Annotated in this window: 10 protein-coding genes; 7 read left to right on the top strand and 3 right to left on the bottom strand. The window is 69.0% G+C overall.

Annotation, left to right across the window (positions count from 1 at the left end):
* Window positions 1–142: 142 nt before the first annotated feature.
* Genes chvE through mmsB form a run of 3 tightly spaced genes read left to right on the top strand, consistent with a single transcriptional unit; the run spans window position 143 to window position 4049 of the window.
* A complete protein-coding gene (chvE, locus tag ACIA5D_RS16915) occupies window positions 143–1270 on the top strand; it encodes a multiple monosaccharide ABC transporter substrate-binding protein (RefSeq protein WP_396030848.1) in 1128 nt (375 codons plus the stop codon).
* Complete coding sequence (mmsA, locus tag ACIA5D_RS16920) at window positions 1270–2802, top strand: multiple monosaccharide ABC transporter ATP-binding protein (protein ID WP_396030849.1); 1533 nt, start codon at window positions 1270–1272, stop codon at window positions 2800–2802. Before chvE ends, mmsA begins: the two co-directional genes overlap by 1 nt.
* Window positions 2799–4049, top strand: a complete 1251-nt coding sequence (gene mmsB / locus ACIA5D_RS16925; RefSeq protein ID WP_396030850.1) for a multiple monosaccharide ABC transporter permease — start codon at window positions 2799–2801, stop codon at window positions 4047–4049. The genes mmsA and mmsB overlap by 4 nt, the downstream gene beginning before the upstream one ends.
* 65 nt (window positions 4050–4114) lie before the next feature.
* On the opposite strand, the gene ACIA5D_RS16930 is transcribed toward mmsB, so the two are convergent.
* The gene (locus tag ACIA5D_RS16930) at window positions 4115–4687 is read right to left on the bottom strand and encodes a MerR family transcriptional regulator (RefSeq protein WP_396030851.1); all 573 of its coding nucleotides are present in this window, start codon (window positions 4685–4687) and stop codon (window positions 4115–4117) included.
* Window positions 4688–4831: 144 nt separating this feature from the next.
* On the opposite strand from ACIA5D_RS16930, the gene ACIA5D_RS16935 reads away from it, so the two are divergent.
* Window positions 4832–6271: a pectate lyase gene (locus ACIA5D_RS16935; protein ID WP_396030852.1), complete on the top strand. Its 1440-nt coding sequence runs from the start codon at window positions 4832–4834 to the stop codon at window positions 6269–6271.
* Between the two features lie 241 nt (window positions 6272–6512).
* Here ACIA5D_RS16935 and ACIA5D_RS16940 read toward each other — a convergent pair whose 3' ends face one another.
* The gene (locus tag ACIA5D_RS16940) at window positions 6513–8312 is read right to left on the bottom strand and encodes a GMC oxidoreductase (RefSeq protein ID WP_396030853.1); all 1800 of its coding nucleotides are present in this window, start codon (window positions 8310–8312) and stop codon (window positions 6513–6515) included.
* A gap of 49 nt (window positions 8313–8361) precedes the next feature.
* On the opposite strand from ACIA5D_RS16940, the gene ACIA5D_RS16945 reads away from it, so the two are divergent.
* The 3 genes from ACIA5D_RS16945 (at window position 8362) to ACIA5D_RS16955 (ending at window position 11570) form a co-directional block, all read left to right on the top strand.
* The gene (locus ACIA5D_RS16945; RefSeq protein WP_396030854.1) at window positions 8362–9432 is read left to right on the top strand and encodes an alpha/beta fold hydrolase; all 1071 of its coding nucleotides are present in this window, start codon (window positions 8362–8364) and stop codon (window positions 9430–9432) included.
* 165 nt (window positions 9433–9597) lie between these two features.
* A complete protein-coding gene (locus tag ACIA5D_RS16950) occupies window positions 9598–10113 on the top strand; it encodes a hypothetical protein (protein ID WP_396030855.1) in 516 nt (171 codons plus the stop codon).
* The gene (locus ACIA5D_RS16955; RefSeq protein WP_396030856.1) at window positions 10110–11570 is read left to right on the top strand and encodes a flavin-containing monooxygenase; all 1461 of its coding nucleotides are present in this window, start codon (window positions 10110–10112) and stop codon (window positions 11568–11570) included. Before ACIA5D_RS16950 ends, ACIA5D_RS16955 begins: the two co-directional genes overlap by 4 nt.
* A 53-nt stretch (window positions 11571–11623) precedes the next feature.
* Here the strand turns inward: ACIA5D_RS16955 and ACIA5D_RS16960 are convergent, their stop codons facing one another.
* A complete protein-coding gene (locus ACIA5D_RS16960; RefSeq protein WP_396030857.1) occupies window positions 11624–14020 on the bottom strand; it encodes a glycosyl hydrolase family 95 catalytic domain-containing protein in 2397 nt (798 codons plus the stop codon).
* Between the last annotated feature and the right edge of the window lie 65 nt (window positions 14021–14085).

Consider the following 14085-nt stretch of genomic DNA (forward strand, 5'->3'; position numbering starts at 1 on the left):
CAATTTGGCCTCTACCAGCCGCCGGAAAGTTTCGTGGCGAAGTTTCCCCTACATGTCGTGGACGTTGCCGGAACTGTTGACACGGTCATTGTTAGCGTTCACACTCGACGCCACGCTGCCCCCGAACAAGGAGATAAGCGCAATGAGATTTTCCCGGATGGGGGCCGTGGCCTCCGCCGTCGTTCTTAGTGCCGCCCTCGCCGCATGTGGCTCGAGCGAGAAGACCGCCGACAAGGCGGCATCCGGTGGCGACACCAAGGGCGCTCTGATCGGTGTCACCATGCCCACCAAGAGCTCGGAGCGATGGATCTCCGACGGTGACAACCTGAAGAAGCAGCTTGAGGCCCTCGGCTACCAGGTCGACCTCCAGTACGCCGAGAACGACATCCCCACCCAGACCCAGCAGCTGGACAACCAGATCACCAAGGGCGCCAAGCTGCTGATCATCGCCTCGATCGACGGCACCGCGATCACCACCCAGCTGGAGAACGCGAAGGCCAACAACATTCCGGTCATCGCGTACGACCGCCTGATCCGCAACAGCCCGAACGTGGACTACTACGCCACCTTCGACAACTTCAAGGTGGGCGTGCAGCAGGCGACCTCGCTGCTCACCGGCCTCAAGGTGCTCAACGCCGACGGCTCGAAGGGCACCGCGAAGGGCCCGTTCAACGTCGAGCTCTTCGCCGGCTCGCCGGACGACAACAACGCAACTTTCTTCTTCAACGGCGCGATGAGCATCCTCAAGCCGTTCATCGACGACAAGACGCTGACGGTCAAGAGCGGCCAGACCGCCTTCAAGACCGTCGCGATCCTGCGCTGGGACCCGGCGACCGCGCAGAAGCGCATGGAGGACCTGCTGACCTCCACCTACAAGGGTGGCGCGAAGGTTGACGGCGTTCTTTCGCCCTACGACGGCCTTTCGATCGGCATTCTTTCCGCGCTGAAGAGCAACGGTTACGGTACGGCCGCGCAGAAGTACCCGATCGTCACCGGCCAGGACGCCGAGCTCGCGTCGGTCAAGTCGATCATCGGCAACGAGCAGTACTCGACGATCTACAAGGACACCCGTCAGCTCGCCAAGACCACCGTGTCGATGGCGGACGCCGTCCTCAAGGGTCAGAAGCCCGAGGTCAACAACACGACGGACTACGACAACGGCAACAAGGTCGTCCCGTCGATGCTGCTGCAGTCGGTGATCGTCGACAAGACGAACTACAAGAAGGAGCTCGTCGACGGCGGCTACTACACCGAGGCTCAGCTCGGCTGATGACCGACACCATCCTCTCGATGCGGAGCATCACCAAGACGTTCCCCGGGGTCAAGGCCCTGTCGGACGTCAACCTGGAGGTGCTCCGCGGCGAGATCCACGCGATCTGCGGGGAGAACGGCGCCGGAAAGTCCACCTTGATGAAGGTGCTTTCCGGCGTCTACCCGTACGGTGACTACGAAGGTGAGATCACCTTCGAGGGCGAGCCCTGCCGGTTCGGCGGTATCCGCGACAGCGAGCACCGCGGCATCGTGATCATCCACCAGGAGCTCGCGCTTGCTTCGAATTTGTCCATCGCGGAGAACATCTTCCTGGGCAACGAGCAGGCCACGCGGGGGTTCATCGACTGGAACAAGACCAACGCGGCGGCGGCCGAACTGCTTCGCCGCGTCGGGCTGGACGAGAACCCGGTGACCCAGGTGCTCGACCTCGGCGTCGGCAAGCAGCAGCTCGTCGAGATCGCGAAGGCGCTCTCCAAGGAAGTTCGCCTGCTTATCCTCGACGAGCCGACGGCCGCCCTGAACGACGAGGACTCGGCTCACCTGCTCGATCTGCTGCGCGGGCTGCGTTCCGCCGGAATCACCTGCGTGATCATTTCGCACAAGCTCAACGAGGTTCTGTCCATCGCCGACCGGGTGACGATCCTGCGGGACGGTCGCACGATCTCGACCACGCCCGTCTCCGATCTGACCGAGAACAAGATCATCTCGGGGATGGTCGGGCGGGATCTCGATCATCGGTTCCCGCCGCACGTGTCGACCGTCGGGGAAGAGATCTTCCGCATCGAGGACTGGACCGTCCACAGCCCGACCCAGCACGGACGACTTCTGGTCGACAAGGCGTCGCTGAACTTGCGGCGCGGCGAAATTGTCGGGCTTGCCGGACTCATGGGTGCGGGTCGCACCGAGCTGGCGATGAGCGTCTTCGGCCGCGCCTACGGCGCGAACATCAGCGGGAAAATTTTCAAGGACGGCAAGGAAATCCGCCTGCGGTCCGTGCGGGACGCCATCAAACACGGCATCGCGTACGCGACGGAGGACCGCAAGCGGTACGGCCTGAACCTGATCGAGGACATCAAGCGCAACATCTCGGCCGCCGGCCTGGGCCGGCTGGCCCGCCGCGGCTGGGTCGACGACAACGAGGAATTCAAGATCGCCGACGGGTACCGCACGTCGATGAACATCAAGGCGCCCAGCGTCCTGAGCGTCACCGGCAAGCTCTCCGGCGGCAATCAGCAGAAGGTCGTGCTCTCCAAGTGGATCTTCACGGATCCGGACGTGCTGATCCTCGACGAGCCCACCCGCGGCATCGACGTCGGCGCGAAGTACGAGATCTACACGATCATCAACCGCCTCGCCGACGAGGGCAAGGCGGTGCTCGTCATCTCCAGCGAGCTGCCCGAGCTGCTCGGGTTGTGCGACCGTATCTACACCCTCTCGGCCGGCCGGATCACCGGTGAGGTGCCGCGCGCCGAGGCCACTCAGGAGGGCCTGATGACCCTCATGACCGCCGGACAGGAGGCAGGCAAGTGAGCCTCGCACCCACCAACGCCGACCTTGCCGTCGGTACCCCTTCCGTGCCCTCCGACCCCAGCACGGGCGGCCGCCGGTTCTCGATCAACCTGCGGCAGAGCGGCATCTACATCGCGTTCGCGCTGATCGTGCTGCTGTTCACCGTCCTCACCGGCGGCGACATGCTGCAGCCGCAGAACATCAGCAACATCATCGTCCAGAACTCGTACATCCTGATCCTCGCGATCGGCATGATCCTGGTGATCATCGCGGGCCACATCGACCTGTCGGTCGGCTCGCTCGTGGCGTGCTGCGGCGCGATCTCCGCCGTGCTGATGGTCGAGAACCACATCGCGTGGCCGATCGCGCTGGTGATCACCCTGGTGTTCGGGGCACTGATCGGGGCGTGGCAGGGCTACTGGGTCGCCTACTTCGGGATCCCGGCCTTCATCGTCACGCTCGCGGGCATGCTGCTGTTCCGGGCCATCACCCTGTCGATCCTCGGCAACCGGGGGATCGGGCCGTTCCCGGAGCAGGTGCGGACGCTGTCGAACGGCTTCACCGACGGCTACCTCGGCAACGTCGGCCTCGGGGCGCTCGGTGGCGCCGACCTGTTCAGTCTGCTGATCGGCGTGCTCGCAGTGGGCGGCATCGTGGTGACCCAGTGGCGTACGCGCGCCGGCCGGGTCCGCTACGGCCAGGCCGTGGACCCGCTCCCGCTGTTCATCGCGAAGATCGTCGTGGCCGCCGTGGTTGTCATGTTCGTGATCGTGCAGCTGTCCCGGTTCCGCAACCTGCCCTGGGTGCTCGTGCTGCTCGCCGGGCTCGTGCTCGGCTACTCGGTGATGGCCAACCGTTCCGTCTTCGGTCGCCAGATCTACGCGGTCGGCGGCAACCTGCAGGCCGCGACGCTGTCCGGCGTGAAGGTCAAATCGGTCGTCTTCTGGATCTTCGTGAACATGGGTGTGCTGTCGGCCCTGGCCGGCATCATCTTCGCCGGGCGGCTCAACCAGGCGAACCCGACCGCCGGCAACCAATTCGAGCTGGACGCCATCGCGGCGGCCTTCATCGGTGGCGCGGCAGTGCAGGGCGGTGTGGGCAAGGTCGTCGGCGCCATCACCGGTGGCCTGATCATGGGTGTGATCAACAACGGCATGAGCCTGATCGGCGCGCCCTCCGAGCGGGTCATGCTGGTCAAGGGCGCGGTTCTGCTGGCCGCCGTCGCCTTCGACGTGTGGACCAAGCGGCGGGCCGGCGCCTCGCGCTGACTTTTCCGCTTGAAAAGGGGCGCCCTTTCGGGGCGCCCCTTTTGTTAGTGGCCCGTCAATTTTTGTCAGTGGCCCATCAGCCGGGCTCGGGTTTGCTGCATCTCGGCGATCTGCTCCGGCGACATCGCGGCCATCGCCTCGGAACGCTTGCGGCTCATCTCGGCGAGTTCCTCCTCGCTGAGCGTGGCCGCCCACTCCCGGCGGGCCGTTTGCATCTGCTCGATCTGTTCGGGCGTCAGGGGCTGGCTCATCGTGACCATCTCCTCGATCAATGTGACGAACTGCGACGGCTCCGGATCGTCGAGCCGCTCCAGCAGGCTTCGCAGGCGCGCGCGCACCTGGTGGGCCTGGCGGATCCGCTCCTCGGTCTCGGCCAGCTGACGGCGGAGGATGTCGCGGGGGTCCTCGCCGCCGGCCGCCAGAGCCGCCGCGATGTCCCGCAAGGAAAGGCCGAATCCCCGCAGCGCGAGAATCGTGTGCAGCCGGCGGACGTCGTCGCCGGTGTAGCACCGATGCCCGCCCGCCGTCCGCGACGACGGCGTCAGCAGGCCCAGCCGGTCGTAGTGATGCAGCGCCCGCACGGTCACCCGGGTGGCCCGGGCCAGCTCCCCGATCCGCCACTCCCGCTGCTCGGTCATCGTCCCTCCCTTCGCGGTCGCCTCGAACGCTAGGACCTGACGCAGCGTCGGGTTCAAGCCCAAACTTTCTCGAATTCGCCGGCAACCTTTCTGCGCCCTCCGACCACTAGATCACGTACGACATTGATCTGGAGGAGCGCACGGATGAAGCACGCAAAGGCCCTTCGCGGCCGGCGGCGAGCCGTTCTCGCCGGTGGGTTCGCGGTGGTCGTGGCCGCGGCCGCCGGCATCACCGCGACGGCGTTCGCGGGAAGCGCGGACACATCGCTCAGCGACGACTTCGAGGACGGGAACTCGGCCGGATGGTCGAAGTCGGGCGGGTCGTGGTCCGTCGTCGCCGACGGCACGAAAGTGTTGCGGCAGTCGGATGCGGGGAGCTCGCTGGCCCGGCAGTTCGCGGGCGACACCGGGTGGACGGACTACACGTTCTCCGCCGCCGTGAAGGCTGTTTCGCTGACCGGGGACAGCGCCGCGGCCGGGATCGCGGCCCGCGCCGGCGGGGCGCACCAGTTCGATCGGCTCGTGCTGGTGCCCTTGGGCGCGCGGCTCGAGGAGGTTCGCGGGTCCACTGTCACCGTTCTCGGGAAAGTTTCGCTCCCGTCGGCGGCCGACGGGTGGCACGCGCTGCGGGTCGATGTCTCGGGCGGGACAGTTTCCGGGTACGTGGACGGGGTTTCCGTCGGCAGCTTTCGTACGGGGCTGACCTCGGGGCGGGTGGGGCTGTTGACCACGGCGGCGGCCGCGTCGTTCGACGATGTCGCGGTTACTTCGCTGCTCGGCATACCCGTGACACCCAGCGCGACCCTTACCGCGACCGCCAGCGCCACCGCTTCGCCGTCCGCTACGGCCTCGGCTTCCGCGTCGGCTTCCGTTTCGCCCACCACTTCTTCCTCTCCGACGGCTCCGGCCACGTCTTGGCCGAAAGCGACGGGCACCACCACCCTTACCGCGACGAAAGCCGTGAGCGGCACTTTCGACGGCGGGAACGTGGAGTTCATCGGCGGCGGCGACCTCGGCGACGGCGGCCAGGACGAGGGCCAGGACCCGTTGTTCGAGCTGGCCGACGGCGCCACCCTCGCGAACGTCATCATCGGCGCCCCCGCGGCGGACGGCGTGCACTGCAAGGGAAGCTGCACCCTGCGCAACGTGTGGTGGCTGGACGTGGGCGAGGACGCCGCCACGTTCAAGGGCACCGCGGCGACCCAGACCATGACGGTCACCGGCGGCGGCGCCATGCACGCGTCCGACAAGGTGTTCCAGCACAACGGACCCGGAACGTTCATCATCAAGAACTTCCAGGCCTCGGACATCGGCAAGCTGTACCGCTCGTGCGGCAACTGCTCGAAGCAGTTCGCCCGCCATGTCGAGATCTCGGACGTGACGGTGACGGCCCCGCTCAAGACCCTGGCCGGCATCAACCCCAACCTGGGCGACACGGCGACCATCACCAACGCCACCCTGATCGGCGGCACGGCGAAGAACGTGTGCGCCCTCTTCAAGGGCGTGACCAGCGGCGAGCCCACCCAGACCTCCAGCGTCCCCGACGGCGTCGCCTGCGCGGCCACCGGAATCACGCTGAAGTAGACGGTCGTGGGGCGCGGCGGCGCCCTACGACTCCGGCGTCCCGGCCCAGAGCCTTCAGCCCGGCCCTGGGCCGGGGCGCCGTCCCCTTTCGCCCGCGCGATCCGCTCGCTCCGGACCCAGGCCCGGTCTCCCTCCGGCCCGCGCGGTCTGCTTGGCCCAGCGCGGCTCTCCCTCAATCCTGCGCGATCCACTCGCCGCCTGGGACTGGTCCCGGCTCTCGTCTCGTGCTTCGTGTTGCCGTTCAGGGAAGCGCCGGCAGGCGGAGCGCGCCCGGGGCGGTCTCCGGGACGATCGGGTGGTGGGGAGCGACCGGCTCCACCCGCCGATAGGGCTCGCCAAGCGCGGGGCGCAGGTCCGCTTCCCCGGCGTTGGGCCACATCCACATCGCCCGCTCGGCCAGGGCCGTGATGGTGAGCGACGGGTTGAAGCCGAGATTGGCCGCCACCGCCGAGCCGTCGACGACGTGCAGGCCGGGATGGCCGTAGAGCCGGTGATAGGGATCGATCACGCCGTGGTCGGCGTCCGCGCCGATCGCGCACCCACCGATGAAGTGACCGGTGACCGGGCGGCCGATCAGCTCGGTCGCGGCGCCGAGCGGCACGCCGTCGATCTTCTCGGCGACCCGGCGGGCCACGTCGTGGGCGGCCGGGACCCACACGGGGTTGGGCTCGCCGACGCCGGGACGGCTGCGGAGCCGCCCGCGCTTGGTGTACAGCGTGATCGAATTGTCGAGCGGCTGCATGCCGAGCAGGACGATCGTCTGCTCCGACCAGCGGCGGGGCGAGACGAGCAGCCGCAGGTCCTTCCGCCCGCGCACCAGCTCCTTGACGCCGGCCAGCAACCGCGACCGGCCGCCGGTGTCGTCCACGAGGACGGTCGAGAGCATCGCCAGCAGGTTGCTGCCCCTGCCGTAGCGCACCGGCTCGACATGCGTGGCCGGATCGGGGTGGATCGACGAGGTGATCGCCACCCCACGGCTGTAGTCGCGGTCGCGTCGCCGGGTCCGCGCCCCGAGGATGGACTCCGAGTTGGTGCGGCTGAGCTCGCCGAGCCGGGGCGAGATGCCCGGCAGCCGGCCCCGGTCACGCAGGCGGTGCAACAACCGCTGGGTGCCGAGCGCGCCGGCCGCGAAAATCACCTGCCCGGCGGTCACCTCACCCTTGGCGATTCGGCCGGTCTTACGCGTACGTACGGCGAAGCCCCCGCCATCGAGCGCCCGCACGTCGGTGACCGTGGTGAGCGGCTTGACGACCGCGCCCGCCCGTTCGGCGAGATAGAGGTAGTTCTTGACCAGGGTGTTCTTGGCGCCCACCCGGCACCCGGTCATGCAGGCCCCGCAGAGGGTGCAGGCCCGCCGTTGGGGCCCCACGCCACCGAAGAAGGGATCGGCAACGCTTCCCGTGGGGGCGGCGCTTCCCGTGGGGGCGGCGCTTCCCGTGGGGGCGGCGCTTCCCGTGGGGGCGGCGCTTCCCGTGGGGGCGGCGCTTCCCGTGGGGGCGGCGCCTTCCGTGGGGGCGGCGCCTTCCGTGGGGGCGGCGTCTCCCGGTGAGAAGAGGACGCCGACGGGTGTCCGGCGGTAGGTGTGGCTGACTCCCAGGTCCTCGGCCACCGCGCGCAACGCCCGGTCGGCCTCCGTCTCCACCGGATTCGTGGTTACGCCCAGCATGCGTTTCGCCTGGTCGTAGGCGGGTGCCAGCTCGGCCTTCCAGTCGGTGACGGCCGACCACTGCGGATCGGAGAAGAAGGCGTCGGGCGGCTCGTAGTGCGTGTTGGCGTATCCGAGCGAGCCGCCGCCCACGCCGGCCCCGGACATGATCATGGCGTGTCCCAGGAGCGTGAGGCGGAGAATGCCGTAGCAGCCCAGGGCGGGGGCGTAGAGGTAGCGGCGCAGCCGCCAGGAGGTCTCGGCGAACTCGTCGTCCGCGAACCGGCGGCCGGCCTCGAGGACCGCCACCCGGTAGCCCTTCTCGGTCAGGCGCAGCGCGCTGACACTGCCGCCGAAACCGGAGCCGATGATGACGACGTCGAAGTCATGCGCCATGGCGTACGGTGGCACCGTTGTTGGCGAGATGTCAATAAGTGGAGGCGCGGTGAACCACCACAGGCGGGGAAGCGGCAGCCCGATAGCTCTGAACCATCACCGTCGGGGGAGCGGCAGCCCGATCGTTCTGATCCACGGCATCGGCAGCCGGTGGCAGGTCTGGAACCCGGTGATCGACCGGCTCGCCGAGCAGCACGACGTGATCGCGCTCGACCTGCCGGGCTTCGGCAGCAGCGCCGACGACGGCGTCCCGGGCTCCGTGCCGCACCTCGCCGATCGGGTCGCCGCCTTCCTGTCCGAGCTCGGCGTGCGCCACCCCGCGATCGGCGGCAGTTCGCTCGGCGGCGGCATAGCGCTCGAGCTGGCCCGCCGCGGGATCGCGCGGTCAGTGGTGGCGTTCTCGCCGATCGGCTTCTTCGGCGCGGCCGGGGCTGCCTGGTGCCGCACGGTCCTGCATCTCGCACGCGCCGGCGGCGCGACGCTGAGGCCGGCCCTCCCTGGGCTCTTCGCCACTCGCGCGGGGCGAATCGCGCTTTGCGGAATCTTCTACGGCCACCCCGCGTCGCTGGACCCGGCAGACTGCCTAGCTGACGCTACAGCCCTCGCGGCCGCCCCCGGTTTCGCCGCGGCTCGACGCGAGCTGGGCGAATGGCGATTAACTTCAACGATCCCCGGCGCATCGCCGTTCTCCGCTGCTTCGCCGACCTCGGGCCTGTCGCCGACTCCGGGCGTGTCCCCGACTCCGGGCGTGTCCCCGACTCCGGGCGTAACGCCGACTCCGGGCGTGTCCCCGACTCCGGGCGTGTCCCCGACTCCGGGCGTAACGCCGACTCCGGGCGTGTCCCCGACTCCGGGCGTAACGCCGACTCCGGGCGTGTCCCCGACTCCGGGCGTAACGCCGACTCCGGGCTTATTGCCGATCCACGGCGCATCGCCGATTGCGGGAGTGCCCGTGACTGTAGCGTGGGGCGACCGCGATCTCGTGCTGCCCTACCGCCAGGCGAAGCGCGCCCGCCGGATCCTCCCGGACGCCCGCCACGTCCGGCTTGCGGGTTGCGGCCATCTCCCGTTCGCGGACGACCCGGTGACCTGCGCGCGGCTGCTGTTGGAGGCTGCCTGAGGGCTGCCGGTCGACGCTGCCCGAGAAGTGCTGTTCGAAGCCGCCGGAGAGGTCTGTCGGGTGCTGCCTGGGACGCGTCGAGAGCCTATTGGCACACCGCCAACAGGCTGCTAGTTTCGGCGCAGGACCCGTGCCTTCGTCTTGGGCACGCTGAGAGGGGACGCGATGAGCCAGCCCCATGGCACCTTTGTTGCCGAATCTACCATCGTCGATGTTGGCTGCGATGTGGCGGAAACCATGTGTGCGGCCTTTCCGCAAATGGTCGCGGCGTGGGGAGACGAGATCGCGCTGCTGATTCTCGTCGACGGCACCGACACCGGCACCGGCGAAGACGGCGGAGGCGGCACCAACCCGCCTGAGGAGTGGACCGGCACGGGTGAGGACGGCGGCGGTGGAAGCGCCCCTCCGGAGACGGGCACGGGTGAGGACGGCGGTGGTGGAAGCGCGCCCCCGGAGACCGGCACGGGTGAGGACGGCGGTGGTGGAAGCGCGCCCCCGGAGACCGGCACGGGTGAGGACGGCGGTGGTGGAAGCGCGCCCCCGGAAACGGGCACGGGTGAGGACGGCGGTGGTGGAAGCGCGCCCCCGGAGACCGGCACGGGTGAGGACGGCGATGGTGGAAGCGCCCCGCCCGAAGAGCGCGTGTACGCCGACCGCGTCGGAACCCTGTATCGGGTATGAGGCAACCGCGCCTGGTCATCATCGGGGCCGGCTTCGGCGGCATCGCGGCCGCGGTCGCCCTGCTGAAGGCCGGTTTCCGGGATGTCGTCCTGCTCGAGAAGGCGGGGTCGATCGGCGGCGTCTGGCGGGACAACTCGTATCCCGGGTGCGCCTGTGATGTGCCGGCGCCGCTGTATTCGTACTCGTTCGCGCAGAATCCGGGCTGGTCGCGGCGCTTCCCGCCGCACGGCGAGATCCTGGCCTACCTGCGGCGGACCGCGGTCCGTTTTGGCGTGACCGAGCGGGTTCGTCTCAACACCGAGGTCGCGGAGGCGTGCTGGGACGACGCCGGTGGCTGCTGGCGGCTGCGCACGAGCGACGGTGAAGACCTGCTGGCCGACGTGCTGGTGCCGGCCGTCGGTCAGCTGAGCCGTCCCTCGGTGCCGTCGCTGACCGGGGTCGAGCAATTCGCCGGCCGGGCGGTGCACACCGCCGACTGGAATGAGAGCCTCGAAATCGAGGGAAAGCGGGTCGCGGTCATCGGGACCGGCGCGAGCGCCATTCAGCTCGTTCCGGCGATCGCGGGGCGCGCCGCAAAGGTGGTCGTCTTTCAGCGGAACGCGCCGTGGACGCTGCCGAAACCGGATCGGCGTTATGGGGTGGGGCGGCGCACCGCGTACACGATGATGCCGCGGCTCATGCGCCTGCCTCGCGCCGCTACGTGGGCCATGACGATGGTGCAGGGAAAGGCGGTGACGGGAAATCCGGTCGCCGCGGCCGCTCTGCGCGGCATTTCGACGCTGCAGCGGCGGTGGCAGGTGCGGGATCCGGCGCTGCGCGCCCGGGTCACCCCGACCGAGCCGATGGGCTGCAAGCGGATCCTGTTCACCAGCGAATGGCTGCCGGCCCTCGCCCGCGAGGACGTCGACCTCGTCACCGAGAAAATCGTCGAGGTGACACCGGAAGGCGTTCGGACGGCCGACGGCGAGGTGCATGGTTGCGACTTGCTCGTGTACGCGACGGGCTTCGCGGCCACCGAGTTCCTGGCGCCCATGCGCATCGCGGGAAGGGACGGCCGGACCCTCGACGAGGTGTGGCGCGACGGCGCGTACGCGTTGCTGGGTGTTGCCGTTCCCGGTTTTCCCAACCTGTTCCTCATGTACGGCCCGAACACGAACACGGGCAACACCTCGGTCATCTACTTCCACGAGGCGCAGGCCCGTTATCTCGTGCAGGCCGTGAAACGGATCGCCGAGGGCGCCGGCCCGATGGAGGTGCGTCCCGAGCGGGCGGTGGCCTACGACGCCGAGATGCAGCAGCGCCTCGCGACCAGCGTGTGGACCGGCTGCCAGAGCTGGTATCGCACGGCCACCGGCCGGATCGTCACGAACTGGCCGGGAATGGCGTCCGAATACCGCCGAAGAACGTCGCGTCTCGATGTCTGCGACTATGCCGAGGTGACGAACGCCCAGGAATAGCTTCAACGGCCGGCGCCCCACCCCGGTGGACGTCCGGGGTGAGGCGGCGGGTTTCAGCCCGCGGTGGCGACGTAACGCTCGCCCGGCCGGGCGGTGAAGGTGATCCGGTCACCGTCGCGCTGCGAGCGGTGCGGGAAACGGAAAGCCGAACCGAAAAGCGAGCTGCGCAGGGTGACGCTGGTGGCCTGGCCGGCCGATACCGCTATCTCGCGAGCGGCGCCGGCGGACCACGCGATGTCGACGGTCAGGTCGCCGCGGGCGCGCAGGCCCGTCACCCGGCCCTCCGGCCAGGACGAGGGCAAGGCGGGCAGGATGTGCACCTCGTCGCCGTGACTCTGCAGGAGCATTTCGACCACGCCGGAGGTGGCGCCGAAGTTGCCGTCGATCTGGAACGGCGGGTGGGTGTCCCACAGATTGGTCAGCGTGCTCGTCCTCAGCTGTTCGCTGAGCATCAGATGGGCGTGGTCGCCGTTCAGCAGGCGGGCCCAGAAATTGATTTTCCAGGCCTTGCTCCAGCCGGTTCCGCCGTCGCCGCGGGCGCGCAGCGAAACCTCGGCGGCGCGGGCCAGGCCGGGGGTCGTGGCCGGGGTTATCTGGCGGCCGGGGTGCAGCGCGTAGAGGTGCGATACATGGCGGTGGTCGTCGGCGGGGTCGTCCCAGTCGCCTTTCCATTCCTGGAGCTGGCCCCAGGAGCCGATCCGGGTGCCGGGGTCGAGGCGGTTCAGGGCGCCGGCGACCTCATTACGGAAACGGGAATCGCCCACCAGGGTGGCGGCCTCGACCACATTGGTGAACAGGTCGAAGACGATCTGCTGGGACATCGAGGCGCCGGCGGAGAAATCGCCGTGCTCGGGGGAGTAGCTGGGGGAGACCACCAGGGTGCCGTCGCGCGGATCGACGATCAGCTCCTCCAGCCAGAAAAGGGCCACGTCGCGCATCACCGGGTACGCGCGGTCGCGCAGGAAACGGCGATCCAGCGTGAACCGGTAATGGTCGTAGAGGTGCTGGGCGAGCCACGCCGCCGCCTCGGGGAACCAGAAAGCGGTCGGCCAGTCGTGGACGCCGGTGAAACCGTACGCGTTGGTCTCGTTGTGAACCACGAAGCCCGGATTGCCGAACATCTCCTTGGCCGTCACCGCGCCCGGCGCGCGCAGCGCGTCGATGAAATCGAACAGCGGGCCGGTCGTGTCGCCGAGGTTCGCCGGATCGGCGAGCCAGTAGTTCATCTGGAGATTGATGTTGACATGGTAATCGGCGCTCCACGGCGCGGCGTCGTACTTGTTCCACACGCCCTGCAGATTCGCGGGCAGGCGGGCGTTGTCGCGCGACGACCCGATGAGCAGATAGCGGCCGTACTGGAAGAAAAGCGCCTCCAGGGCGCGATCGGCCGGGCTGCCGGCGCTCTGATAGGACGCCAGAAGCTCATCGGTCGGCACATTCGGCATCCGCTGGCCGAGGTCGAGGCGCACCCGGCCGAACAGCGACTGATGGTCGCGCACGTGGGCGGCGAGCAATTTCGCGTACGGCCGCGCGGCCGCCCGGTCGAGATCGGCCGTGACCCGGCCGTGGGGATCGGTTCCGCGATAGGCCGGGTATTCGCCGGAGTAATTGGTTCCGGCCGCGACGAGAATGGTCGCCCAGTCGGCGCCGCTCACCGTGACCGAGCCGTCCGGGTTGTCGACCCGGCTGCCACCGCCGGTCAGTACCCGCACCTGGCCCTCGAAGCGCAGCCCGTTGTCGGTCAGCGCGCCGGCGACCGTGATCCGGCCGTTCGCGGCGGTCGACGTGGCCGTGCGGTTGGCCGGCAGCAGGACCGCCGCCGTGAAGGCGATCTGGCCGGGCCGGTCGGCGGCCAGCCGGGCCACGATCACCCGATCGGGATTGCTCGCGAAATGTGAACGCTCGTGCCGCACGCCGCCGGCCGTGTACGAGACCGTGGCCACCGCGGTGCTCAGATTGAGCGAGCGGCGATAGCCGGTGACCGTCGCGTCCGCGAAAGTTAACGCGAGTTCGCCGAAGCTCTGATAGCTGCCGTACCCGAATCGGGCCTGCCCGAGCTCGGCGGCCACCTCCTCCGGCGCCACCCGCTCCCGTTCGTTGATCGCCTGCTGCACCCGCGCGATCGCCCCTGGCCGCGGCTCCCGCCAGTTCCCGAAGTCGTAGCCCTCCGAACCGGGCCCACCGCTCCAGAGCGTCTTCTCATTGAACTGGATGGCCTCGGTCCCGGTCCGTCCGAAGACCATCGCCCCGAGCGTGCCGTTGCCGATCGGCAGCGCCTGGCTCTCCCAGTCCTCGGCCGGCTCGTCGTACCAGAGCGTGAGCCCGGCGCCGGCCGGCCCGATGTCGGCCGGCGCCGCACCGGCCGCTTCCGGCAGCCCCACCGTGGACGCCGCGACCGCCGCCCCGGTCCCCGCCAGCACGGCCCGCCGAGACACCCCCCGGTTCGTCATCTGATGCACGTCCCCTCCCGCATAGATCGTCAAGCATCAATGTCACCAGGGAGGGTAGTTCCGTC

This window comes from Actinoplanes sp. NPDC051513 (assembly GCF_044454685.1).
Lineage (GTDB): Bacteria > Actinomycetota > Actinomycetes > Mycobacteriales > Micromonosporaceae > Actinoplanes.

What these genes read in the sequence shown, in the direction of transcription:
- ACIA5D_RS16930 (WP_396030851.1), bottom strand. Translation starts at nt 4,687, where the DNA reads ATGACCGAGCAGCGGGAGTGGCGGATCGGGGAGCTGGCCCGGGCCACC.
- ACIA5D_RS16935 (WP_396030852.1), top strand. Translation starts at nt 4,832, where the DNA reads ATGAAGCACGCAAAGGCCCTTCGCGGCCGGCGGCGAGCCGTTCTCGCC.
- ACIA5D_RS16940 (WP_396030853.1), bottom strand. Translation starts at nt 8,312, where the DNA reads ATGGCGCATGACTTCGACGTCGTCATCATCGGCTCCGGTTTCGGCGGC.
- ACIA5D_RS16955 (WP_396030856.1), top strand. Translation starts at nt 10,110, where the DNA reads ATGAGGCAACCGCGCCTGGTCATCATCGGGGCCGGCTTCGGCGGCATC.
- ACIA5D_RS16950 (WP_396030855.1), top strand. Translation starts at nt 9,598, where the DNA reads ATGAGCCAGCCCCATGGCACCTTTGTTGCCGAATCTACCATCGTCGAT.
- mmsA (WP_396030849.1), top strand. Translation starts at nt 1,270, where the DNA reads ATGACCGACACCATCCTCTCGATGCGGAGCATCACCAAGACGTTCCCC.
- ACIA5D_RS16960 (WP_396030857.1), bottom strand. Translation starts at nt 14,020, where the DNA reads ATGACGAACCGGGGGGTGTCTCGGCGGGCCGTGCTGGCGGGGACCGGG.
- chvE (WP_396030848.1), top strand. Translation starts at nt 143, where the DNA reads ATGAGATTTTCCCGGATGGGGGCCGTGGCCTCCGCCGTCGTTCTTAGT.